At 67.6% G+C, this 22,231-nt stretch carries 21 protein-coding genes and 1 pseudogene; 8 read left to right on the top strand and 14 right to left on the bottom strand.

What is annotated here, in order from left to right; translation table 11 throughout:
* Window positions 1-55: 55 nt before the first annotated feature.
* A complete protein-coding gene (locus DIE13_RS10085) occupies window positions 56-358 on the bottom strand; it encodes a 2Fe-2S iron-sulfur cluster-binding protein (RefSeq protein WP_011659384.1) in 303 nt (100 codons plus the stop codon).
* Window positions 359-444: 86 nt separating this feature from the next.
* Window positions 445-2,334 (bottom strand): sigma-54-dependent Fis family transcriptional regulator, encoded by a 1,890-nt coding sequence (locus tag DIE13_RS10090; RefSeq protein WP_124827003.1) that lies wholly within the window; start codon window positions 2,332-2,334, stop codon window positions 445-447.
* Window positions 2,335-2,664: 330 nt separating this feature from the next.
* Here DIE13_RS10090 and DIE13_RS10095 point away from each other — a divergent pair, with 330 nt between their 5' ends.
* Together DIE13_RS10095 and DIE13_RS10100 are read left to right on the top strand one after the other, a co-directional pair.
* Window positions 2,665-2,856 carry a DUF2964 family protein gene (locus DIE13_RS10095; protein WP_098552873.1) on the top strand — a complete coding sequence of 64 codons (192 nt, stop codon included), beginning with the start codon at window positions 2,665-2,667 and terminating at the stop codon, window positions 2,854-2,856.
* 242 nt (window positions 2,857-3,098) lie between these two features.
* Window positions 3,099-3,386, top strand: coding sequence for a DUF1488 domain-containing protein (locus tag DIE13_RS10100; protein WP_096501666.1), 288 nt, complete (start codon window positions 3,099-3,101; stop codon window positions 3,384-3,386).
* A gap of 120 nt (window positions 3,387-3,506) precedes the next feature.
* On the opposite strand, the gene DIE13_RS10105 is transcribed toward DIE13_RS10100, so the two are convergent.
* The 3 genes from DIE13_RS10105 to DIE13_RS10115 are packed head-to-tail and all read right to left on the bottom strand — an operon-like array spanning window position 3,507 to window position 5,239.
* The gene (locus tag DIE13_RS10105; protein WP_124827004.1) at window positions 3,507-4,370 is read right to left on the bottom strand and encodes an MBL fold metallo-hydrolase; all 864 of its coding nucleotides are present in this window, start codon (window positions 4,368-4,370) and stop codon (window positions 3,507-3,509) included.
* Window positions 4,371-4,373: 3 nt separating this feature from the next.
* A complete protein-coding gene (locus DIE13_RS10110; protein WP_124827005.1) occupies window positions 4,374-4,700 on the bottom strand; it encodes a hypothetical protein in 327 nt (108 codons plus the stop codon).
* 11 nt (window positions 4,701-4,711) lie between these two features.
* The gene (locus tag DIE13_RS10115; RefSeq protein ID WP_124827006.1) at window positions 4,712-5,239 is read right to left on the bottom strand and encodes a sugar ABC transporter; all 528 of its coding nucleotides are present in this window, start codon (window positions 5,237-5,239) and stop codon (window positions 4,712-4,714) included.
* 202 nt (window positions 5,240-5,441) lie between these two features.
* On the opposite strand from DIE13_RS10115, the gene DIE13_RS10120 reads away from it, so the two are divergent.
* A complete protein-coding gene (locus tag DIE13_RS10120; protein ID WP_124827046.1) occupies window positions 5,442-6,293 on the top strand; it encodes a LysR substrate-binding domain-containing protein in 852 nt (283 codons plus the stop codon).
* Between the two features lie 91 nt (window positions 6,294-6,384).
* Here the strand turns inward: DIE13_RS10120 and DIE13_RS10125 are convergent, their stop codons facing one another.
* The gene (locus DIE13_RS10125; protein WP_124827007.1) at window positions 6,385-7,686 is read right to left on the bottom strand and encodes an NCS2 family permease; all 1,302 of its coding nucleotides are present in this window, start codon (window positions 7,684-7,686) and stop codon (window positions 6,385-6,387) included.
* Between the two features lie 766 nt (window positions 7,687-8,452).
* On the opposite strand from DIE13_RS10125, the gene DIE13_RS10140 reads away from it, so the two are divergent.
* Window positions 8,453-8,731: a hypothetical protein gene (locus tag DIE13_RS10140; RefSeq protein ID WP_006480752.1), complete on the top strand. Its 279-nt coding sequence runs from the start codon at window positions 8,453-8,455 to the stop codon at window positions 8,729-8,731.
* A gap of 173 nt (window positions 8,732-8,904) precedes the next feature.
* Here the strand turns inward: DIE13_RS10140 and DIE13_RS10145 are convergent, their stop codons facing one another.
* The 5 genes from DIE13_RS10145 to DIE13_RS10165 form a co-directional block, all read right to left on the bottom strand.
* Window positions 8,905-9,279, bottom strand: a complete 375-nt coding sequence (locus DIE13_RS10145; protein WP_124827008.1) for a DUF2917 domain-containing protein — start codon at window positions 9,277-9,279, stop codon at window positions 8,905-8,907.
* A 251-nt stretch (window positions 9,280-9,530) separates the two neighbouring features.
* Window positions 9,531-9,818 (bottom strand): hypothetical protein, encoded by a 288-nt coding sequence (locus tag DIE13_RS10150; protein WP_124827009.1) that lies wholly within the window; start codon window positions 9,816-9,818, stop codon window positions 9,531-9,533.
* Between the two features lie 78 nt (window positions 9,819-9,896).
* Entirely contained in the window at window positions 9,897-10,814 is a 918-nt protein-coding gene (locus DIE13_RS10155; RefSeq protein WP_124827010.1) for a metal-dependent hydrolase, read from the bottom strand.
* Window positions 10,815-10,849: 35 nt separating this feature from the next.
* Window positions 10,850-12,637 (bottom strand): SDR family oxidoreductase, encoded by a 1,788-nt coding sequence (locus DIE13_RS10160; protein WP_124827011.1) that lies wholly within the window; start codon window positions 12,635-12,637, stop codon window positions 10,850-10,852.
* Window positions 12,638-12,680: 43 nt separating this feature from the next.
* On the bottom strand, window positions 12,681-13,577 hold the full coding sequence (locus tag DIE13_RS10165; RefSeq protein ID WP_124827012.1) for a M24 family metallopeptidase: 897 nt from the start codon (window positions 13,575-13,577) through the stop codon (window positions 12,681-12,683).
* 255 nt (window positions 13,578-13,832) lie between these two features.
* Here DIE13_RS10165 and DIE13_RS32840 point away from each other — a divergent pair.
* Window positions 13,833-13,934 (top strand): annotated as a pseudogene (locus DIE13_RS32840) (CopG family ribbon-helix-helix protein); the annotation flags it as partial.
* Between the two features lie 10 nt (window positions 13,935-13,944).
* On the opposite strand, the gene DIE13_RS10175 reads toward DIE13_RS32840, so the two are convergent.
* The 3 genes from DIE13_RS10175 to DIE13_RS10185 all read right to left on the bottom strand — a co-directional run bounded on the left by DIE13_RS10175 (window position 13,945) and on the right by DIE13_RS10185 (window position 17,430).
* Entirely contained in the window at window positions 13,945-14,718 is a 774-nt protein-coding gene (locus tag DIE13_RS10175) for a slipin family protein (protein WP_124827013.1), read from the bottom strand.
* Window positions 14,715-16,271, bottom strand: a complete 1,557-nt coding sequence (locus DIE13_RS10180; RefSeq protein ID WP_124827014.1) for a nodulation protein NfeD — start codon at window positions 16,269-16,271, stop codon at window positions 14,715-14,717. Before DIE13_RS10180 ends, DIE13_RS10175 begins: the two co-directional genes overlap by 4 nt.
* A gap of 121 nt (window positions 16,272-16,392) precedes the next feature.
* On the bottom strand, window positions 16,393-17,430 hold the full coding sequence (locus DIE13_RS10185) for an AraC family transcriptional regulator (protein WP_124827015.1): 1,038 nt from the start codon (window positions 17,428-17,430) through the stop codon (window positions 16,393-16,395).
* A gap of 137 nt (window positions 17,431-17,567) precedes the next feature.
* Here DIE13_RS10185 and DIE13_RS10190 point away from each other — a divergent pair, with 137 nt between their 5' ends.
* The 3 genes from DIE13_RS10190 (at window position 17,568) to DIE13_RS10200 (ending at window position 22,217) form a co-directional block, all read left to right on the top strand.
* Window positions 17,568-18,701, top strand: a complete 1,134-nt coding sequence (locus DIE13_RS10190; protein WP_124827016.1) for an acyl-CoA dehydrogenase family protein — start codon at window positions 17,568-17,570, stop codon at window positions 18,699-18,701.
* A 171-nt stretch (window positions 18,702-18,872) separates the two neighbouring features.
* Complete coding sequence (locus tag DIE13_RS10195) at window positions 18,873-20,579, top strand: AMP-binding protein (RefSeq protein WP_124827017.1); 1,707 nt, start codon at window positions 18,873-18,875, stop codon at window positions 20,577-20,579.
* A gap of 108 nt (window positions 20,580-20,687) precedes the next feature.
* On the top strand, window positions 20,688-22,217 hold the full coding sequence (locus DIE13_RS10200; RefSeq protein ID WP_124827018.1) for a CoA-acylating methylmalonate-semialdehyde dehydrogenase: 1,530 nt from the start codon (window positions 20,688-20,690) through the stop codon (window positions 22,215-22,217).
* Window positions 22,218-22,231: the final 14 nt, after the last annotated feature.

Below are 22,231 nucleotides of genomic sequence, written 5' to 3' on the forward strand. Positions count from 1 at the left end.
TCCCGACGGGCTTGCCCGTCACGGTTGCGGGACGGCGCGCCACTGCGCGTCGCGTTCAGTCGATCATCTCCGCGTCGGGCACGTCGAGCACGACATCCGACGTCGCGACGGCCACGCACGGCAGCGTATAGCCGTCGGCCTTTTCCTCGCGGCTCAACCCGGGCCATTCGATCGTGTAGCGTACGCTGCCGCTGACGATCCTGCACAGGCAGCTTCGGCACGTACCGTTGCGGCACGAACGCGGCAGCCTGACGTGCGCGAACGCGGCGGCTTCGAGCAGGGTCAGCGAATCGGGTGCGTCGAACGTCGCGCCGAGCGGCTCGATGCGCACGAGAGGCGGGTGGTCGGGATCGGTCATGGGGCGAAGCGGGCGGCGGCAAGGCAAGCGCCAAGCATACCCGAAGCCGCATGCGGCCGGCGCCCGCCGGGCGGCCGGCGGGCGCGTCAATGGCGGCGCAGGTAGCGGTACACGGTATTGCGGGCGAGCCCGAGTTCCCGCGCGGCCGCCGACACGTTGCCGCCGTGCCGCGCGAGCACTGCATCGATCACTGCGGCCTGGTGGCTTTGCAGCGTCGTCGTTTCGCCTGCGTCGGCCGGTGCGGCGGGTGCCGCCGGTGCATCGTCGCAGTCGAGCCAGAAATCGTCGGGCAGATGCGCGAGCGCGATCTCGGCTTCGTCTTCGGCGAGCATGCCGGCGGTGCGGAGCACGTTGGTCATTTGCCGCAGGTTGCCGGGCCAGCGGTGGCGCATGAATGCGTCGAGCACGTCGGGTGCGAGACGGCACGGCATCGGCTCGCTGCGCGCGAGCCGCGCGAGGATGCGCTCGACCAGCGCCGTCAGGTCGGTACGGTCGGCCAGTGCCGGCAGCGTGACCGCGAGCCCGTTGATCCGGTAGAACAGGTCTTCGCGGAACGTGCCTTCGGCGATCATCGCGCGCAGGTCGCGGTGAGTCGCGCAGACCACGCGCACGTCGACCGGCACCGCGCGCGCGCCGCCGAGCGGCATCACCGCGCGTTCCTGCAGCACGCGCATCAGCCGGACCTGCTGCGCGAGCGGCATGTCGCCGATTTCGTCGAGAAACAGCGTGCCGCCGTCGGCCTGCGCGATCTTGCCGGGGCTGCCGCGCTTGCGTGCGCCGGTGAAGGCGCCGTCCTCATAGCCGAACAGTTCGGCTTCGATCAGCGAATCCGGCAGCGCCGCGCAGTTCACCGCGACGAACGGGCCGTCCGAGCGCGGCGACGCCTGGTGCAGCGCTCGGGCGAGCCATTCCTTGCCGGTGCCCGTCTGGCCGAGGATCAGCAGCGGCAGGTCGCGTCCGCGGATCTTCGCGACGCGTTCGAGCACGGCGGCCATGCGCGCGTCGCCGGTGTCGAGCGTCGCGAACGTGATCGCGTCGGGATCCGGCGCGGGCACGCGCACGGCGGGTGCGGGCGGCGTGACGGTGACCGTCGTCTTGTGCGTTTCCGCGAATTCGCAGCGCGCGAGCACGCGCACGCCGGTCGATAGCGTCAGGCGGAACGATGCGCCGGGCGCGCGCGCCGCCTGCTGGGCGAGCTGGCCGAACTGCATGCCGAACAGCGCATCGCAGCCGCGATGCTGCAATGCATCGAACGTCGCGCCGAGCTGGAATTGTGCGCTGCGGTTCGCGGCGATCAGCCCGCCGTCGGGGCCGAACGCGACGAGTCCGGCGAACAGCGAGTCGACGCAATCCTCGTGGGCGTGAAAGCGCAGCCGCAGCGCTTGCGCGCACTGGTTCGCGAACAGATGGTTCTCGATCAGTTGCGCGGACATGCGCACCAGCGCGAGCGTATGCGAGCTGAACCCGCGCGGGTCGCCGCTCACGTCGAGCGCGCCGAGCGTGCGGCCGAACGGATCGATGATCGGTGCACACGAGCAGGTGAGGATGTGGTTGGCGCGCAGGAAGTGTTCGGAGCCGTGTACCGCGACGGCCTGGCCGGACGCGAGCGCGGTGCCGATCGCATTGGTGCCGCGTGCGCCTTCGGCCCACGACACGCCGTTGCACAGCGCGACGCGGTTTGCTTTCTCGATGAAGTCCGCGTCGCCGATGCTGTGCAGGATCACGCCGTCGGCATCGGTGAGCAGCACGAGGCTTTGCGTATCGGCGATCTGTGCGTGGAGGTCCTCCATCACCGGGCGCGCGTGCGCGAACAGCGCATGGTTCGTGTCGAGCAGTTCGCGCAGTGCGAGCCGCGACAGCGGCGAGAAATCGGGGCGCTCGTTTGCGCGCAGGCCGACTGCGGTCGAACGCGCATGCGCCTGCGCGAGCAGGTCGGTGCGGCCCGTGGTGGCGGGCAGCACGAAAGATTGAGGCATGTCTTGTCTCCTGTCGGCCCAAGTTAGCGCTTTAGCGCTTACTTGGGCCCCATGCTTCGCGGTCGGTCCGGGTCCGTGCTTTCGCGCCTGCTTGGACCTCATGCTTGGCAGTCGGCTCAACCTGCTGCTTCCGCATCGCAACAACCCAAACCCCGGCCGCCGCCTCGATATCGCACCATCATACAAGCGCCGCGTGCGTTGCGCGACCGCGAACAAAATCCCCTTGCTTTTAAGCGTACGCCTGCAATGATTGAAATGGAGCGCGCACGCGCCGTGTTCCGCATCGCAACATGCATGCGACGTGACATGCATCCGTTCGGGAGACGCATCATGGTTCGGACGGAACTGAGAGTCGTGCTGGCGGCCATCGCCACCTTCATCATGCTGGGCGGCATCGCCGTGGCGATCCACGGTCTGCTGTTCGATCTGAGCACCGCAGTGCGATACGGGGCCGCCGCCATCGCGGTGGGCGCCACGACCGCGGCGATCTCGCTGAACATCTGGCCGACCGACCCTCACTGACGCCGTTTGACCCAGCGTGCCGGATGCCGCGTAGATCAGACGAAATGCGCGTCGGAACGACGCACATCGCAAATTTTGCCTCCTGCGCGAAACCGTCTAAAGTGGAATGCAACCGGCACGCATTGTCCGCGCCATACCCCCGCGAACGGTGTCTCTGTCGGCGAGCCCGCGTACATTTTCGTCCGGCCGGTAGCGGACGACGGACGCGGTCATTCGCTTTCTACCGGCGATAGGCGGCTCCCATGCAGATCCATTTCACGAACGAGAAGCCCGAATATTCGGGGCGCGACTTGATGCTCGGGTTCATGGCGTTGGTCAATGGCGAGCGTGTCCAATGTCAGATTACAGCCGAGGCGCTGGAGGACCATTTCGGTGCGGCATCGCCGCGCTTCGAGGACATGGTCGGTGCGTACGATCAGCATCGCGAACGTATCGAGGCGGCCGCACGGCGGCTGCTGTCCGAAACGCGTGCGCAATGCGTGACGCTGCGTAGCGGCTACGTGCGCTTCTATGAGGCGAACTGGCGCTGAACCGGACGACCGGGCAGCGACTGAGCGGGCGCCGGTTACCGGCGCCCGTGTCGTATCGGCGCATGCGTGCCGGGTCGTGCGCACGCGCGACGATGCGCGCGCCGTTTCCGTCTTTGTCCGTCAGTTCGCACCGGTGAGCGCATACGCGCCACCGGTTTCGCCATACGCTCGCGCGATGCGCGCGAAGCCTGTTTCGGCGAGATGCATTCCCGCAATCAGCAGGTCGTCCGAAGCCGCTTCGGCGAGCGTGGCCGCGCGCGTCGCGACGGCCAGCGCCGGATCGTGATCGAACGCGATCGACACGTCCGGACGCACGACCTGAATCGGCGCGAAATGCACGAGATCGCCCCAGATCAACAGACGCTCGTCATGCGATTCGATGCGATACCCCGTGTGACCGGGCGTATGTCCCGGTAGCGGAACCGCGACGATGCCGGGCAGCACGCCGCCCGCTTCGATAGTGCGCAGCCGGGTGCGACAGGCATCGAACGCGCGCCGCGCGATCCGGAAATTGCCGCGGGTCCGTTCGTTGGCCTGCTCGAACGCTGCGTCGTCCAGCCAGAACGCCAGTTCCCGTTCGTGAACGAGCACTTCCGCGTGCGCGAAGGCCGGTTGCCCGTCCGGATCGAGCAAGCCGCCGATGTGGTCGGGGTGTGCATGCGTCAGCAGGATCGTGTCGATGTCGCGCGCGTCGATGCCGGCTCGCGCCAGGGACGGCATCAACCGGCCGCCCCAGTTGCGGATGCCGCCGGCACCTGTGTCGACGAGCACGGTACGGTCGTTCCCGCGGATCACGTAGCAGTTGATATTGACGCTCGACGGCGCGGCGATGCCCGCGCTTTGCATGATGCAGGCCGCATCGTCGACCTCGATGTTCGACAGCAGGTCGAGGCCGGCGGTCAGCGTGCCGTCGCTGATCGCGACGACCGAGAAATCGCCAACCCGGCGGCACGGAAACGGGAGGCGGGGAAGGGGGGCGCTCATGGCTCAATGTCGGGCGTGAAGGTGGGCGGCGTCGTAGCCGAAGCAGCGGATGCGCGCGACGCATCCGGTGTGGCGAAGCATCTCGCGATCCAGCGAGACCATGAAACGATCCATCAATTCAGGGGTGCGAAACGGTTGGGTGCGATAGCGGATTTCGGCGCTGACGGGATGTCCGTAGCCGTGCCGGACCGGAACGAGGATGACGTGGACCGTGCCGGGCGCGGCCTGCAACACGTCGGTGCAGAGCGACGCGCAGGCCGACGACAGCGCGTCGAGCGCGGCGTTCGACGGCATGTTCGCCTCCGCGATGAAAATCGTGACGCTGGGCATGGCCGGCCCCCTCAGCGTGCGGCCGCGCTGACGAGCTGCTCGCCCATCGGCGCATAGAGCCGGATCTCGGCGCCGCACGCCTTGGACGCATGCAGCGCTTGATCGCGACCGAGAACGGCCAGCCAGCGGGATGCCGGCTGGCGGTCCAGCGCGACTGCGTGAATGGCCGTGGCGGCGATTCCCGCTTGCGCGAACGGGGCCGTGTTTTCGCAAACGGCCAGCCATTGATGATCGGCGACTGCCGGCGCGGGTGCCGCGCTGTCGTACACGTTGCGTCGCCACTCGACGATGTGCGGCTGCCAGCGCGCGAAGTTGCCGCCGCCGTTGTCGCGATACGCGGCCGACGCCAGCACGTCGGCGCTGTCGATCGTGTGCAGCGCGAGGTAGACGGGGCCGTCGCCACCGACGGCGCGCAAGCGTTGCGACGTGCGAAAGCCGGGCACGGAGATCAGCGCGGGAAGTTTGATCCGGCTGTAGAAGTCGTTCCATTCGGCTTCGGTAGCGGGATCGGCGAAGCTGCATTCAACGGCATAGATCATGACACCTCCAACGGGGTAGCGAGCGGCCTTCGGCATCGATCGCCGCTCGACGGGTTGAGTTTTTGTCATGATAATTAGCCGGTGAATGGGTGAAAAACGATGATTCATCACCGTTCATTGATCTTTGATCAAGCTTAGACCGACCACCGCAAAACCGGGAGCAATCGTGACGCGACGCAGGATTCCGAGCAATTCGGCATTGATGGCATTCGAGGCCGCGGCGCGGCACGGCAGCTTCGCGCGTGCCGCCGACGAACTGGCGTTGACGGAAGGCGCGATCAGCCGGCAGATCGGCCGGCTCGAGACGTTCCTGGGCGTCGCGCTGTTCGAGCGGGTCGGCAACCGCGTGCGGGTGGCGCCGAACGGCGTGCGCTACGCGGCGCAGGTGCGCGAAGTGCTGGACCGGCTCGAGCGCGACAGCCAGTACATGATGGGGCAGCCCGGCGACGGCGGCAGCATCGACATCGCCGTGACGCCCACATTCGCGACGCGCTGGCTGATTCCCCGGCTCAAGCAGTTTCAGGCGCGGCATCCGAACATCACGGTGCATTTCGCCGATCGCGCCGAGCCGTTCGTGCTGGCCGGCAGCGGTTTCGATGCGGCGATTCATTTCGAGCATCCGGCATGGGCCGGCATGCATACGTACCGGTTATGCGAGGAGGTGCTCGTGCCGGTCTGCCACCCGTCGCTGCTTGGCGGCGGGGATCCGGCTGCGCTGCTCGGCACGCTGCCGCGCCTTCACAAGCGCCAGACGCCCGATGCGTGGTCGGCATACGTCCACGAAACGGGGTTGCCGGTGAGCAACCCGGCCGCCGGCGCGCGCTACGATCTTTACTCGATGCTGATCGCGGCTGCCGTGGCCGGGCTCGGCGTCGCGCTGGTGCCGCGGCTGTATGTCGACACCGAGATTGCGCAAGGCTTGCTTGCGGCGCCCTGGCCGGACGGCCGGGACGTGGTCAAGCGTTTCTGTCTCGTGCTGCCGGAAGCGCTGGAATTCGGCGAAGGGCCGGTGCAGAGCTTCGCGCGCTGGGTGCTCGGCGAGGCGGATGCGTGATCGGCCATCGTCGGCGCCCCACGCGTACGCAAACGAAAACGCCACCCGGAGGTGGCGCTTTCTCATCGTGCATCGCGCCGGGGCGCGCGCATCACTCGCTGCCGAGATAGAAGAAGCGGAACAGGAACACGGCCGCGATGATCCACACGATCGGCTTGACCGAGCGGGCCTGGCCCGTCAGCAGCTTGAGGCCGCCGTATGCGATGAAGCCGAACGCGACGCCGTTCGCGATCGAGTACGTGAACGGCATCAGCAGCGCGGTCAGCGCGGCCGGCACGGCTTCGGTCGCGTCGTCCCACGGCACGTCGACCATCTCGCGCAGCATCAGGCACGACACGTACAGCAGCGCGGGCGCGGTCGCATAGGCCGGCACGACGCCGGCGAGCGGGGCGATGAACAGGCACGCGAGGAACAGCACGGCGACGGTGAGCGCGGTCATGCCCGTACGGCCGCCGGCCTGCACGCCCGACGCGCTTTCGATATACGCGGTGGTTGACGACGTGCCGAGTATCGAGCCCGCGACGATCGCGGTGCTGTCGGCGAGCAGCGCCTTGTTCAGGCGGTTCATCTTGCCTTCGACGAGCAGGCCCGCGCGGTTCGCGACGCCCATCAGCGTGCCGGTCGCATCGAACAGTTCGACGAGGAAGAACACCAGGATCACGTTGATGATGCCGGTCGACAGCGCGGCGCGGATGTCGAGCTTGAACAGCGTCGCGTCGATCGACGGCGGCGCGGAGAACACGCCGTGGAACTGGTTGTCGCCGAAGAAGAACGACAGGACCGTGACGCCGATGATGCCGATCAGGATTGCGCCGCGCACGCGCAGGTGGTCGAGCGTGACGATCGTGAAGAAGCCGATGATCGCGAGGATCGTGTCGTGCTTGTGCAGGTCGCCGAGCGCGACGAGCGTGGCCGGGTTGCCGACGATCACGCCCGACGTCTTCAGCGAGATGATGCCGAGGAACAGCCCGATGCCGGCCGTGATCGAGATGCGCAGCGATCTCGGAATGCCGTTGACGATCGCCTCGCGCACGCGGAACAGCGTGACCAGCAGGAACAGGCAGCCGGAGATGAACACCGCACCGAGCGCGGCCTGCCACGTGAAGCCCATCCCCTTGACGACCGTGTACGCGAAATACGCGTTCAGGCCCATGCCGGGCGCGCACGCGATCGGGTAGTTCGCGTACAGCCCCATGATGATCGACGCCAGCGCCGCGACGAGGCAGGTCGCGACGAACACGGATTCCTTCGGCATGCCTGCGTCGCCGAGGATCGCGGGGTTGACGAAGATGATGTAGGCCATCGTCAGGAACGTGGTGACGCCCGCGAGTATTTCGGTGCGGAAGTCGGTGCCGGCTTCAGCGAAGCCGAAATACCGCTTGATGGATTCCATGAAGGCGTTTCTCCGGTCGGGTTGTCGTGTTGCTTGTTGTTTGTGCCGAATTGTTGTAAAGGCAGCGCGCGGCCGGCCTACTGTAACCAGCCACTATTGCCGGGCTATCGGCGGATTGTAATAGCGTGGATAGCTCCGACGATATAGTCGTGGGGCTCGATCGGCTGCGTTCGCGCGGACGGTCAGGCAGCCCTGCCGCGCGAGGAAGGCGCGCATTCTACCGGTTCTCGCGAAGCGGGCAGGCGGAAACGATGGAAACGGTTCGAAAGTGGAGAGGCAGGCATCGGCCGATGCGGGGCGCAACAGGATGGGATGCACATGTGGCGCGGCTGCCACGTGATGACATGCGACTGAAACGGAGCGCCCGCATGCTGGGCGAACGCGGTGCGCATGCGAGGTACGCGTGAACGCGCGAGCGTGGCCGCGGCGAATGCGCAGCGGCGTGCATCGGCCATTCGTCAGTCCAGGCGGTTGCAGCGATCGGGCTATCGTGCGCCGAAGCCGTCCCGTGCGCAACTGTCATTTTGCGATGCGGGCGCGACTGTGGTTTCTGTGTAAAAGATTGCAAGACCTCATCGCGTAAACCGGCAACTCTTTCTAGGATAGATACACCGCGCGCACACGCCGGCCGGTTGTTGCCGACGCGGGGGAGTCGCAGTCCGTGCGGGTCAGGCGGTGAAGTGCGGTGACGGTCGTTGTGCGTTCGGGCAGGCGCGACCGATTGCGATTGCCCGATGCGGGTTCGTCCGTAATCACGGAGGTCAGCATGTTGAACTGGATCAGCCGTTGGGCGATGCGGCACGCCCCCACGCCGGAAAAAACCGCTGCGTCGATGCTCGTGACGGCGCGTATGGAACTGTTCGCAGCCGAACAGCGCGTCATCGACGCGAAATTACAGGCGGATTACTGGCGTACACGTGTGTCATTTCTCGAGGAGGTGCAGAAGCAAGGCATCGACCCGTGGGTGACCTCGCAGGCGGCGCAACGCCCCGACCTCGATTCAACGCCCCGCAGCACGGGCCCGCGTCTCGCCGCCAGCACCTGATGCCCTCGATGCACCCGAGGGTTGCGCACGGCGCGCGATCGCTCGCGGCACGCACTCGCGTGCCGCGTCATTCGATGCGCACCTGCGACGCGTTGCGCCGCGGGTGCGTCCGTTTCGGCGGGCTGTAATCACGCGCATTGCGTGACACCCGTGCTGCGCGTGAGCGCACATCGTCATCCCGTTTTTCGCCATCGTCCGACGAGCAAACGTTGCACATGCGCGAGCGTGCGCTTGAGCCGTTCGCCGCGCCGCACGTAGGCGAGCGTGATCGATGCTTCGGCCGGTCGTGCGTCATCGGTGCCGAGCCAGATGCGATCGCCGCGTGCGATGCGCAGCACGTCGCCGGGTTGCACCCAGTAGTCGTCGACGCTCGGCGGACGCGTGATCCACAGCGGCGCGCCGTGCGCGCGAATTTCCGCGTCGCCCGGCGCACGCCAGGTGAGTGTCGTGCGCGGCGCGACCGCGAAACGGATCACGACGGTCGGTAATGCGATCGTGCCGGTGCGGCGCAGATCGGGACGGTCGAACAACGGGCTTGCCTGGTCCATCGTCTTCTCCATTCATTGAGCCGGACGGATGACGCGCACCAGAACAAAAAGGCCTCATCCGTTTCCGGTGAGGCCTTGTGTGACATGCGGTACTGCTCGGATGCTAACGCACAAGCGCCTCCCGTGAACCATTCTTTCGAATGTTCATCGGGCAATGATTCGCGATGGCGATGTGCTTGAACGTAGGCATGCGAACGAGTGTGTCGATGTCGTACGGCGTTGTCAACGACTATTTTCGAGACAAATGGCGATCACGCGTCGCGCTGGGCGAGTCCGTTGACGAGCAGTTCGGACAGCAGACCCGTCATCCCGTTCGGATGCGTGGCTGCGTGTGCCTTCAGTTGTTCGACGAGTTCGGCGTTCAGCTTGCATGCGAACGGCACGAGGCCCTGTTCCTGGTCGAGCTTGCGCTGCGCGCGGCGATCGAGCTTCGCCGCCTCGTCGACACCCTTGCCGAAGCGCGCGGAGCTCGACTGCTTCATCGAGTGCGTCAGCTTGAGCGCCTTGTTCTTTTCTAGATCGGTTTTCTTCATGGCCATCGCGGCACCTCCGGGAAATGAAGCCGCGATTGTACGCATTTCGGCGGGCGCCGCCCGCCGGAACCGTCACGAACGCGATTACGCAGCCGATTCCGAGCTCTTCGCCGTGCCCCAGTTACCGCCGTGCGCGGCCGCCTGCGCGGCCGGCGAGCGTGCGAGATACGCGAGCGCCTGCTCGGTCGAGCCTTCGTGGTGCGGCGTATAGCCCGGCTTGAAATAGCGCAGCGCGGCGCCGATCACTTTCCAGAACGACGGCAGGTGCCCGCGCCGCGAACCCTTCCACCACGACAGCACGAAGCCGGGATAGCGGCCGGCGGCGGGATCGCGCCGGTACATGAACCGCGCGCCGCTCGTGATGAAGTAGAGCAGCAGCACGATCACGAACGCCATGTGCACGCAGCGCTCCAGGTAGGTGCCGCCCATGTGGTTGTAGATGTCGAACGCGACGGTCCGGTGTTCGACTTCCTCCGCGCCGTGCCAGCGCAGCAGGTCGACCATTGTCGGGTCCGCGTGGCCTTCGTCGAGACCGTGCGCATTCAGCACCCAGTTGCCGAGATAGCCGAAGAAATGTTCGAGCGACGCGATCACCGCGAGCTGCTGTCGCAGCCAGAAGCGCGTGTGGCCGATCTTCAGCCCGAACGGCGCTTCGCCGAGCACGCGCGTGAACAGCCAGTTCAGCTTCTGCGTGAACGGCTTCGTGTCGATCCCGTGCCGGTCGTAGTAGTGCTTGAGCACGCCGCCATGCGAGCGCGAATGCACGGCTTCCTGGCGCAGGAAACCTTCGGCTTCGTCGCGCAGGCGGGCATCGGCGATATGCGGCAGCGCCTTGTTGTACACGCGGCAGAACCACAGCTCGCCTTCCGGGAACAGCAGGTTCAGCGTATTGATGATGTGCGTGCTGCCCGGGTCGTTCGGCACCCAGGTGATCGGCGTGTCGCTGAAGTCGAACTTCACGTGCCGGGCCTTGATCTTGTGGTAGTCGGCGGTAGCGGTCATCTGTTGTCTCCGTTACTGTGCGGCGGCTTGCGCCGTCAATGCGATGCCATGCTGATGCGTGCGAGCATCCGTCCAAGCCACGGCATGAAGCGGCCGACGAAGCGCAGCGCATGCGCTTCGGTGCCCACCGCGACCACCGGCCGGTTGCGCAGCACGCCGTCGACCATCGCCTGCGCGACGGTCTCGGGTTTCAGGCCGCGCATCTGGTACAGCTTCGTCGCGCGTTTGCGCAGCCGCGCCTCGTCCTGTGCGTTGGCGCCCGCATATTGCGTCGACGCCATGATTCCGGTTTCCGCGAAACCCGGGCACACGGCCGTCACGCCGATGCCTTTTTCCGCGAGCTCGGCTCGCATGCATTCGCTGAGCATCAGAACGGCGGCCTTCGTCGTCGCATAGGCGGGCAGGTCGCGCGACGGCCCGAACGCGGCGGCCGATGCGGTATTGACGATATGGCCGCCGGTGCCGCGCGCGGCCATCTGCTGTGCGAACAGCCGCGAGCCGTGAATCACGCCCCACAGGTTCACGTGCAGGATGCGCTCCCAGTGCCCGGCGCTCGTATCGAGCATGCCGCCGGCCATGCCGATGCCCGCGTTGTTGATCACGACGTCCGCGCCGCCGAGTTCGCTGCCGACCCACGTCGCGAGCGCTTCCATTTCGTCGGCGGACCCGACGTCCACGCGTTTCGCGTGGGCTTGCGCACCGGTCAGCCCGAGCAGCAGCGCGGTGCGCTCGGCGCTCGCGAGATCGATGTCGCACGCGACGACCGTCGCGCCTTCGCGGGCGAACGCGAGGGCCGCGCAGCGGCCGATGCCGCTGCCCGCACCGGTGACGACCGCGACCTTGCCGCTGAAGCGGCCGCTGGTTGCGCGGCGGCGTGCGTTCGCGAGCGCGGGCGGCTCGTTGCCCGATTCGATCGCATCGATCAGCTGCTCGGCGAGGCCGGCGAAGCGTTCCGGGGCGGCGAGTGGCAGCCAGTGGCCGGCCGCGACTTCACGGCGGTAGTACTGCGGCACCCAGCGCGACAGGTTTTCGGACAGCGCCGGGCTCACGTACTTGTCGCCGAGCGGCACGAGCGTTTGCACCGGCGCATGCGCGTAGCGTTCGCGCGGCGCGAAGAGGCAGCGGATGAAGTTCGCGCGATACAGGCGCACGCCGCGCGCGCCGTCGTCGGCCTGCGTCGCGCGCGCGGCGGCCGGCGTCTTCTCGACCCGGCGCAGCAGGCCCGGCCATGCACGGCCGAGCCACAGCCGCCAGCCGAGCTCGGGGATGAAGGGCAGGTGGAACAGGTACACGTACCACGAGCGCACGAGCTGGCCGCCGAGCTTGGCCAGCGACGCGGGCGTCGGATGCAGCACGCGCTCGCGCAGCCAGAATCCGACGTGGTCGAGACACGGCCCCGAGCACGACGTGTACGACGCGATGCGGCCGGCGAGCCGCGGATCGGTGACGAATTCCCAGCCCTGGATCGAGCCCCAGTCGTGCGCGATCAGGTGCACCGCACGCCCCGGGCAGAGCGAATCGATCACCGCGACGAAGTCGTCGGTCAGCCTGGCGAGGTGGTAGTCGGCCGTGCGTTTCGGCGCGCCGGACAGGCCCGCGCCGCGTACGTCGTACGCAATCACGTAGTGCTTGCGCGCGAGCAGCGGGGCGACCTGCTGCCATACGCTGCTGTCGTCGGGATAGCCGTGCACGAGCACGACCGGCGAGCGGGACGGGTCGCCCCAGGTCCTGACGGCGAGCGTCAGGTCGCCGGAGGCGACGGCCGTCTCGCCGTGGACCGATTCGAACAGGGCCAGCGGCGCTTCGTCGGAAAGAGGCTGCATCGTGAGTCCGTCGTTCAGGGATTCGGGGAAGGGCGCGGAGGCGTCAGGCGGCGGCCGGCACGCTCGCGACGGCCTGCGCGCGTTCGGCCTGGCGGCGCTGCCAGCGACGCACGTGCGGCAGGTCGTCGTCGAGCCAGTACGCGTCGTCGTCGGTGATCACCAGCAGTTCCTCGAATTTCGCGCCGACGCCAGAGAAGCCGAGATGCGGTTCGACGGCCCACAGGCCCGGCACGGGCGCATGTTCGGAGCGGCGGTCGATCGACCACAGGGGCGACCAGCCTTGCTGCCTGGCCGCACGGCCCTGGTCGAGCAGCAGGTTGCGCGTCGCGTTCAGCCCGAAGCGCGCGACGAAGCGCGGCTTGGACAGCTTGTGGATCTTCGCGACGCGATGCGCGAGCACCTTGAACGGATAGGCCTTGTGGCGCGGCTCGACACCCTGGCGGCGGCACAGCGCGTCGACCGCCTGCGCGACCTCGGCCATCGGGCGGCGCTCCTTCACGAGGCGCACGATCATGTCGCGATGGTCCATCAGGTCGTCCTGCAACTGCTCGAGGATCGGGTTGTGGCCGAGACAGTGCGCGTAGCCGACGTCGGCGACGATGCCGTCGAGCACGGGTGCGACGTCGAGGATCACCGGCATGTCGGTCTCGAGCTGGCGGTTGCTCGGGAAGAACGCGAGATTGAAGCCGCCCATGTGTTTCAGGCCGGAGAAGCCTTCGAACGCGGTGCGGTCGCCGAACCACGCGAACGGCTTGTGCAGCCAGTCGTGCACGCCGTTGTCCTGCAGCCATTCGGTCAGCAGGCGCGCGGCTTCCTTCTCGGTGATGCCGGGGTAGAGCATCGCGCCGACCGTTTCGACACAGCGGTAGGCAAGCTGCTGGACCGCGCGGAATTGCGGCAACTCGTCGAGGTGGACTTCCGGCAGCGGGTGGTCGGTCATGATGCGTCTCCGTCTACAGGTGGGGCGCTGATCCGGAACGCGCCCGCCGATGACGCCGTCACGGGTTATTCAGTCAGCATTTAATGTGTCATTGATTGATGTAAAGATCATAGACGGTTCCGCGTGCCGGGAAGTGAGGATTTGTCCTAATGGAAGGGGGAAATGGAGGGAGAGCTCTAGCGTTCGGGGGATTTGCCTTGTCGACGACGGCGTGAGTAAACCAGCAAAAGGTAATACCTCTGGATACTCGTCATCATGGCAACTTCCATCAAACTCGATCCGACCCTTCAGGGTCGGGTGCGCCATCTCGCCGAACAACGCCGGCGCCCGCCGCACTGGATCATGCGCGAGGCGATCGCTCAATACGTCACGAATCCTGCTTCCCGCCCAACCGATCCAGCAACGCCCCTAGCAGATCGACCGGGAGCGGAAACACGATCGTCGAATTCTTGTCCGCCGCGATCGTCGTCAGCGTCTGCAGGTAGCGCAACTGCATCGCCTGCGGCTGCTGCGCGAGCCGCTGCGCGGCCTGCAGCAGCTTCTCCGACGCCTGCAGCTCGCCTTCCGCATGAATCACCTTCGCGCGCCGCTCGCGCTCGGCCTCGGCCTGCCGCGCGATTGCGCGCACCATCGTCTCGTTCAGGTCGACGTGCTTGATTTCGACCGTCGACACCTTGATCCCCCACGCGTCGGTCTGCGCATCCAGCGTCTTCTGGATATCCGCGTTCAACTGCTCGCGCTCGGCGAGCAGCGCGTCGAGCTCGTGCTTGCCGAGCACCGCGCGCAGCGTTGTCTGCGCGAGCTGGCTCGTCGCGTCGACGAAGCGCGCGACCTGGATCACGGCCTTCTCCGGATCGACGACGCGGAAATACACGACCGCGTTGACCTTCACCGACACGTTGTCGCGCGTGATCACGTCCTGCGACGGCACGTCGAACACAACGGTGCGCAGGTCGATCCGCACGACCTGCTGGACGATCGGGATGATCAGCACGAGCCCCGGCCCCTTCACCTTCCAGAACCGGCCGAGCATGAACACGACGCCGCGCTCGTACTCGCGGAAGATACGGATCGACGACGCGGCGAGTACGACGATGAAGACGATCAGGACGCTGCTGAAGCCGAACGTGTAACCGATCATGAAGGTTCTCCCTGACGTGGGTCCTGCGGCCGCGCGTCGTACAGCGGCGCGACGGTGAGCATCAGCCCGTGGCGGCCGGTGACGCGCACGCGGCAGCCGGCGGCGAGCGGCGCGCTGCTCGCGACGCGCCAGCGTTCGCCATGCACGAGCGCCCAGCCGGCGGCCGACGGCGCGGGGCCGGCGGCACCCTCCGGCTGGTCCGGACGGAGGCCGTCGTCGAGTACTTCGCCGACGCTGCCGAGCATCGCCTCGGCGCCGGTCACGACCGGGCGGCGCCGCGCGCGCAGCGCGACGCTCGACACGCCGGCAACCAGCAAACCGCCGCCGACGGCGAGGCCCGCGATCACCGGCCATGGAATCCCGTAGCCGGGCACGTCGGTGTCGATCAGCATCAGCGCGCCGATCGTGAACGACACGATCCCGCCGAAGCCGAGCACGCCGAAGGTCGGCAGGAACGCCTCGGCGACGAGGCAGCCCAGACCGAGCAGCACGAGCCCGAGGCCCGCATAGCTGATCGGCAGCAACTGCATCGCGAACAGCCCGACCAGCAGGCAGATCGTGCCGGCGACGCCGGGCAGCACGAAGCCGGGGTTCGCGAATTCGAAGAACAGGCCGTAGATGCCGATCGTCAGCAGGATCAGCGCGACGTTCGGATCGGCGATGATCGACAGGAAGCGGCTGCGCCAGTCGGGCGCGAGCACGACGAGCGGCGCATGCGCGGTCGCAAGGCGCAGCGTGCCGGCGGTGGTCGTCACGGCGCGGCCGTCGAGCTGGCGCGCGAGATCGGCGGGATCCTGCGCGATCAGGTCGACCACATGCTGCGCGCGCGCTTCGCTCGCCGACAGGCTCACGGCTTCGCGCACCGCGCGCTCGGCCCACGCGGCATTGCGGCCGCGCAACTGCGCGAGGCCGCGGATGTACGCGGCGGCGTCCTGCGTCGCCTTGCGGATCTCGGTGGACTGCGTGTCGTTCGGCAGCTCGGCCGGCTTCGCGGCCGCGCCGGAGGCACCAGCAGTACCCGGCGTCGCGGAGGGCGACGGCGGCGTCGCACCCGGCGCGCCGCCGCCGATCCCGAACTGCACGGGCGACGCCGCGCCGAGGTCGGTGCCGGGCGCCATCGCGGCGACGTGGCTCGCATAGACGATATAGGTGCCCGCGCTGGCGGCCCGTGCGCCGCCCGGCGCGACGAACGCCGCGACCGGCACCGGCGAGGCCAGGATCGCCTTGATGATCTGCCGCATCGACGTGTCGAGGCCGCCGGGCGTATCGAGTTGCAGGATCGCGAGCGGCGCGTGTTCGTGCGCGGCGCGCTCGAGCGAGCGGACGATGAAGTCGGCGCTGGCCGGCCCGATCGCGCCGTTGACCGGAATCACGACGACGGGCGGCGTGGCGGCGGGCGCAGCAGCGGGGGCCGAGGCAGGCGGTGCGGCGAGCGCCGCGCATACGACGAGCAGCGCCGCGAACAGCGCGGCGCGCGCGACCCGCGCGGATAGCGGGTGACGGGGGCGGCCGTCGGGCGAAGCGGGCGGCGGCCCATGACGGTGAATGCGCATCGGGGCGTCCGGGCGGCGCGCGGCCGCACGCCATCCGGCTCGCGGAAAGGGCGTTGGCCCGATGCTTGAAGCTTAGGCTGTTTCGGCGGAAAGCGCGAAGGCGGGGCCGCCGGCCGCGTACTCAGCCCGCGCTGCCGCCCCCGCGCACGAGCGCTTCTTCGCGATACTCGGCCGGGCTGCGCCCGCTCCACTTGCGAAACGCGCGGTAGAACGCACTCGGCTCCGCGAAACCGGTGGCGGCGGCGACGTCGGCGATGGTCCGCGACGGATCGGCCAGCGCCTCGAACGCGAGATCGCGCCGCAGCGTGTCCTTGATCGACTGGTACGCATGGCCTTCCTGGTGCAGCTTGCGGCGCAGCGTCGCTTCGGCCACGTGCAGCCGCGCGGCCATCCCGCCCGCGCCGGGCCACGACGCGGGCGGCATCCCGCGCAGCACGGTGCGCACGCGCTGCGCGAGCGCGTTCGGGTTGCGGTACTTGACGATGAAGCTGGCCGGCGCGTTGCGCAGGAACGCCTTCAGCGTCTTCGCGTTCTGCACGACCGGCAGCGTCGCGAATTCGGGATCGAAATCGACATACGAATCGGGCTGGTTGAACCGCATGTCGTCGCACAGCATCGACGGGTATTCGTGATCGGCGGGCGGCGTGTCGCAGCGGAAGCTCGCGTGCAGCACCGGAATGCGCCGTCCGATCAGCCAGCAGGTGAGCCCGTAGACGATGATGAAATAGGTCGCGTACGTGAACATCGCGGGCGCCGCGGCGCTGTTGCGGTGCACGAAGCGCAGCCGCACGCGCTGCGGGTTGGCGTCGAGCTCCGCGTGCAGGTCGTCGAGCACGCAGTGCATGAAATTCACCGCGCGCGCCATCGCGTGCAGCCCGTCCTGCGCCGACAGCGCGGCCTGGCTCATCGCGATGAAGCTGCCGCTGCGCATCGGGTGGCGATCCTGCCCGAAAAATTCGTCGTCGAGCGCGCGCGCGATGGCGTTCCACAACGCGCCGTATTGCTGCGCGGACACCCGCGCACGCGGCTGCGCCAGCAGCGCGGGCGCGATGCCGGCCTGCGCGAGCAGCGGCTCGGCAGCGACGCCGCGCCGGGTGGCGAGCGCGAGGCTGTACGCGACGAGGCTGATCGCGACGGTTCCCTTGTCTTCCTGCTTCATCGGCGCCGCCGGTATGGCAAAAACGCTCAGTGTAAATGAGCGGCGCGAGCATCGAACAGTCGCGCGTGCTTGCCTACACTTGTTGCATCGAAACGGAAGGTCGGTCGCGGCACGCGGCCGCGGGAGACAGCAGCACCATGGACGAGCTTTATACCGAAGACCAGCGGATGATTCGCGACGCCGCGCGCGCTTTTGCCACCGAGGTGCTGGCGCCGAACGCCGCGCAGTGGGACCACGACGCGCAACTGCCCGACGCCGTCGTCGCGCAGCTCGGCGAACTCGGCCTGCTCGGGATGATCGTGCCGCAGGAGCTGGGCGGCGCCTATACGGACTATGTCGCGTATGCGCTGGCCATGGAAGAAGTCGCCGCGGGCGACGCCGCGTGCGCGACGATGATGAGCGTGCACAACTCGGTCGGCTGCGGGCCGATCCTCGGCTTCGGCACGCCCGCGCAGAAGGATCGCTGGCTCGCCGAGATGGCGGCGGGCCGCATCATCGGCGCGTTCTGCCTGACCGAGCCGCAGGCCGGCTCCGAAGCGAACAACCTGCGCACGCGCGCGGAACTGCGCGATGGCAAATGGGTGCTGAACGGCGCGAAGCAGTTCGTGACCAATGGCCAGCGTGCCGGGGTCGCGATCGTTTTTGCCATGACCGATCCGGAAGCCGGCAAGCGCGGCATTTCCGCATTCCTGGTGCCGACCGACACGCCGGGCTTCATCGTCGGCAAGCCGGAGAAGAAGATGGGCATTCGCGCATCGGACACGTGCCCGATCACGCTCGAGAACTGCGCGATCCCCGAGGAAAACCTGCTCGGCAATCGCGGCGAAGGGTTGAAGATCGCGCTGTCGAACCTGGAAGGCGGCCGCATCGGCATTGCCGCGCAGGCGCTCGGCATCGCACGCGCCGCGTTCGACAAGGCGCGCCGCTACGCGGGCGAACGCGTGCAGTTCGGCAAGCCGATCGCCGAGCATCAGGCGATCCAGCAGAAGCTCGCCGACATGGCCACGCAGATCAACGCGGCGCGCCTGCTCGTGCATCATGCGGCGAAGCTGCGCACGGCCGGGCTGCCGTGCCTGTCGGAAGCATCGCAGGCGAAGCTGTTCGCGTCCGAGATGGCCGAGCGCGTGTGTTCGGATGCGATTCAGATTCACGGCGGCTACGGCTACCTGGCCGACTACGAAGTCGAGCGTCATTATCGCGACGCACGCATCACGCAGATTTACGAAGGCACCAGCGAAGTGCAACGGATGGTGATCGCGCGACAGCTTTGAGTCGCTGAATTCGTTGCGCAGGCAACGATATGAACGATCGGCGCATGAGGGTAGCGCGGTGAACGCGGCACGCAACGACGTGACCGTGCGCCGCGCGACAGGGAACCTGGGGTCTGCAGCGCATGCGCCGGATGACCGCCGGGTTTGGAGACTGGAGACGGAGACGACACGATGACGGTACAGGCATTCCTGGACGCACGCGACTTCCTGCTGCGCCATCGCACCGACTACGAAACTGCTTACCGCGATTTCGAATGGCCGGTGCTCGACGCGTTCAATTGGGCGCTCGACTATTTCGACCCGATGGCGCGCGGCAACGACAAGCCCGCGCTATGGATCGTCGACGCGGCAACCGGTACGGGCGATCCGTACTCGTTCGCGCAAATGTCCGAGCGCTCGTCGCGCATCGCGAACTGGCTGCGCGGGATCGGCGTCGTGCGCGGCGACCGGATCCTGCTGATGCTGCCCAACCGCGTCGAGCTGTGGGACGCGATGCTCGCCGCGATGAAGCTCGGCGCGATCGTGCTGCCGGCGACCACGCAACTGTCGGCCGACGACGTGCGCGATCGCGTGCGGATCGGCGGCGCTAAATACGCGATCGTCGACGAGAACGAAACCGCGAAGTTCGAACAGGCCGATCTCGGTCTCGAGCAGAAGATCGTCGCCGGCGCGCCGCGCGCAGGCTGGCTCGCGATGAACGACGGCTATGCGGCGAGCGCCGCGTTCGAGCCGGACGCCGTCACGCACGCGAACGATCCGATGCTGCTGTACTTCACGTCGGGCACGACGTCGAAGCCGAAGCTCGTCGAGCATACGCATCGCACCTACCCGGTCGGGCACCTGTCGACGATGTACTGGGTCGGTCTGCAACCCGGCGACATCCACTGGAACATCAGCTCGCCGGGCTGGGCGAAGCACGCGTGGAGCTGCTTCTTCGCGCCGTGGAATGCGCAGGCGTGCGTGTTCGCGTTCAACTACGCTCGCTTCGAGCCGAAGGTCGTGCTCGATGCGCTCGTCAAATACCAGGTGACCACGCTGTGCGCGCCGCCGACCGTGTGGCGCATGCTCGTGCAACAGCCGCTCGCGTCGTTCGACGTGAAGCTGCGCGAGATCGTCGGCGCGGGCGAGCCGCTGAATCCCGAGATCATCGAGCGCGTGAAGAAGGCGTGGGGCATCACGATTCGCGACGGCTACGGCCAGACCGAGACGACCTGCCTGATCGGCAACTCGCCGGGCCAGCCGGTCGTCGCGGGCTCGATGGGCCGGCCGCTGCCCGGCTACCGGATCGCGCTGCTCGACCCCGATGGCGCGCCTGTCGGCGAAGGCGAGATCGCACTGCCGCTCGGCCCCGACGTGACGCGCCCGGTCGGACTGATGAACGGCTATGCGAACAACCCGGACGCGACCGCGCATGCGATGCGCGACGGCCATTACCGCACGTCGGACATCGCGATGCGCGGCGACGACGGCTACTACGTGTACGTCGGCCGCGCGGACGACGTGTTCAAGTCGTCCGACTACCGGCTGAGCCCGTTCGAACTCGAGAGCGTGCTGATCGAGCATCCGGCGATCGCGGAAGCGGCCGTCGTGCCGAGCCCGGACCCGGTGCGGCTGTCGGTGCCGAAGACGTACATCACGCTGCGGCAGGGCTACGAGGAAAGCCCGGCGCTCGCGCTGGAGATCTTCCGCTTCTCGCGCGAGAAGCTCGCCCCGTACAAGCGCATCCGCCGGCTGCAATTCGCGGAGCTGCCGAAGACCATCTCGGGGAAGATCCGCCGCGTCGAGTTGCGTCGCCGCGAGATCGAGCGCGGCGACGACGCAACGACGCGGATGCCCGGCGAGTACTGGGAAGAAGATTTCGCCGCCGAACTGAAATGACCGGCCGCGGGCCGCGCGCGCCGCATCCGCGGCGGCCGCCTGCTCCCGGATCGAACCGGCCGCGCGGTGCGATGGCGCTGCGCAGCCTACTGCAAGGAGAATGCATCGATGAACGCGAATCCGACGCCCCGCACGGGGCAAGACGTGCCGACGGTCAAGCTGCTGATCGACGGCGCCTTCGTCGAGTCCACCACGAGCGAGTGGCGCGACATCGTCAATCCGGCGACGCAGGCCGTGCTCGCGCGCGTGCCGTTCGCGACGGTGGCCGAAGTCGACGCGGCCGTGCAGGCCGCGCACGCCGCGTATGCGACGTGGAAGAACACGCCGATCGCCGCGCGCATGCGCATCATGCTGAAGTTCCAGGATCTCGTGCGCGCGAACCAGCAGCGCATCGCGAAGACGCTGACGGCCGAGCAGGGCAAGACGCTGCCCGATGCCGAAGGCGACATCTTCCGCGGCCTCGAAGTGGTCGAGCATGCGTGCTCGGTCGGCACGCTGCAGCTCGGCGAATTCGCGGAGAACGTCGCGGGCGGCGTCGACACCTATACGCTGCGCCAGCCGCTCGGCGTGTGCGCGGGCATCACGCCGTTCAACTTCCCCGCGATGATTCCGCTGTGGATGTTCCCGATGGCGATCGTGTGCGGCAACACGTTCGTGCTGAAGCCGTCGGAGCAGGATCCGCTGTCGACGATGCAGCTCGTCGAGCTCGCGCTCGAAGCCGGCGTGCCGAAGGGCGTGCTGAACGTCGTGCACGGCGGCAAGGAGGTCGTCGACGCGATCTGCACGCATCCGCTCGTAAAGGCGATCTCGTTCGTCGGTTCGACCGCCGTCGGCACGCACGTGTACAACCTCGGCAGCCAGCACGGCAAGCGCGTGCAGTCGATGATGGGCGCGAAGAACCACGCGATCCTGCTGCCCGACGCCAACCGCGAGCAGGCGATCAACGCGCTGGTCGGCGCCGGCTTCGGCGCGGCCGGCCAGCGCTGCATGGCGACCTCGGTCGCGGTGCTCGTCGGCAAGGCGCGCGACTGGCTGCCGGACATCGTCGAGAAGGCAAAGACGCTGAAGGTCAACGCGGGCTCGGAAGCGGGCACCGACGTCGGGCCGCTCGTGTCGCGCGGCGCGAAGGCGCGAGTCCTCTCGCTGATCGATGCGGGTATCAAGGAAGGCGCGAAGCTCGAGCTCGACGGCCGGGGCGTGAAGGTCCCCGGCTTCGAGGAAGGCAACTTCGTCGGTCCGACGATCTTCTCGGGCGTGAAAACCGACATGTCGGTCTACACGCATGAAATCTTCGGGCCGGTGCTGGTCGTGATGGAAGTCGACACGCTCGACGAAGCGATCGCGCTCGTCAACGCGAACCCGATGGGCAACGGCGTGGGCATCTTCACGCAGAGCGGCGCGGCCGCGCGCAAGTTCCAGAGCGAGATCGACGTCGGCCAGGTCGGCATCAACATCCCGATTCCGGTGCCGGTGCCGTACTTCAGCTTCACCGGTTCGCGCGGCTCGAAGCTCGGCGATCTCGGCCCGTACGGCAAGCAGGTCGTGCAGTTCTACACGCAGACGAAGACGGTCACCGCGCGCTGGTTCGACGACGACACGACGGCCGCCCCGGTGAATACGACGATCCGGCTGCATTGACCACGACGCATGCG

The organism is Burkholderia sp. Bp9016, assembly GCF_003857765.1.
Classification (GTDB): Bacteria; Pseudomonadota; Gammaproteobacteria; order Burkholderiales; family Burkholderiaceae; genus Burkholderia.

Bases quoted from the DNA above. Each gene is read 5' to 3' on its own strand.
- DIE13_RS10110 (WP_124827005.1), bottom strand. From the start codon at position 4,700: ATGCCCAGCGTCACGATTTTCATCGCGGAGGCGAACATGCCGTCGAAC.
- DIE13_RS10155 (WP_124827010.1), bottom strand. From the start codon at position 10,814: ATGACCGCTACCGCCGACTACCACAAGATCAAGGCCCGGCACGTGAAG.
- DIE13_RS10125 (WP_124827007.1), bottom strand. From the start codon at position 7,686: ATGGAATCCATCAAGCGGTATTTCGGCTTCGCTGAAGCCGGCACCGAC.
- DIE13_RS10150 (WP_124827009.1), bottom strand. From the start codon at position 9,818: ATGGCCATGAAGAAAACCGATCTAGAAAAGAACAAGGCGCTCAAGCTG.
- DIE13_RS10185 (WP_124827015.1), bottom strand. From the start codon at position 17,430: ATGAAGCAGGAAGACAAGGGAACCGTCGCGATCAGCCTCGTCGCGTAC.
- DIE13_RS10165 (WP_124827012.1), bottom strand. From the start codon at position 13,577: ATGACCGACCACCCGCTGCCGGAAGTCCACCTCGACGAGTTGCCGCAA.
- DIE13_RS10085 (WP_011659384.1), bottom strand. From the start codon at position 358: ATGACCGATCCCGACCACCCGCCTCTCGTGCGCATCGAGCCGCTCGGC.
- DIE13_RS10190 (WP_124827016.1), top strand. From the start codon at position 17,568: ATGGACGAGCTTTATACCGAAGACCAGCGGATGATTCGCGACGCCGCG.
- DIE13_RS10100 (WP_096501666.1), top strand. From the start codon at position 3,099: ATGCAGATCCATTTCACGAACGAGAAGCCCGAATATTCGGGGCGCGAC.
- DIE13_RS10105 (WP_124827004.1), bottom strand. From the start codon at position 4,370: ATGAGCGCCCCCCTTCCCCGCCTCCCGTTTCCGTGCCGCCGGGTTGGC.
- DIE13_RS10175 (WP_124827013.1), bottom strand. From the start codon at position 14,718: ATGATCGGTTACACGTTCGGCTTCAGCAGCGTCCTGATCGTCTTCATC.
- DIE13_RS10140 (WP_006480752.1), top strand. From the start codon at position 8,453: ATGTTGAACTGGATCAGCCGTTGGGCGATGCGGCACGCCCCCACGCCG.
- DIE13_RS10115 (WP_124827006.1), bottom strand. From the start codon at position 5,239: ATGATCTATGCCGTTGAATGCAGCTTCGCCGATCCCGCTACCGAAGCC.
- DIE13_RS10195 (WP_124827017.1), top strand. From the start codon at position 18,873: ATGACGGTACAGGCATTCCTGGACGCACGCGACTTCCTGCTGCGCCAT.
- DIE13_RS10090 (WP_124827003.1), bottom strand. From the start codon at position 2,334: ATGCCTCAATCTTTCGTGCTGCCCGCCACCACGGGCCGCACCGACCTG.
- DIE13_RS10120 (WP_124827046.1), top strand. From the start codon at position 5,442: ATGGCATTCGAGGCCGCGGCGCGGCACGGCAGCTTCGCGCGTGCCGCC.
- DIE13_RS10160 (WP_124827011.1), bottom strand. From the start codon at position 12,637: ATGCAGCCTCTTTCCGACGAAGCGCCGCTGGCCCTGTTCGAATCGGTC.
- DIE13_RS10180 (WP_124827014.1), bottom strand. From the start codon at position 16,271: ATGCGCATTCACCGTCATGGGCCGCCGCCCGCTTCGCCCGACGGCCGC.
- DIE13_RS10145 (WP_124827008.1), bottom strand. From the start codon at position 9,279: ATGGACCAGGCAAGCCCGTTGTTCGACCGTCCCGATCTGCGCCGCACC.
- DIE13_RS10200 (WP_124827018.1), top strand. From the start codon at position 20,688: ATGAACGCGAATCCGACGCCCCGCACGGGGCAAGACGTGCCGACGGTC.
- DIE13_RS10095 (WP_098552873.1), top strand. From the start codon at position 2,665: ATGGTTCGGACGGAACTGAGAGTCGTGCTGGCGGCCATCGCCACCTTC.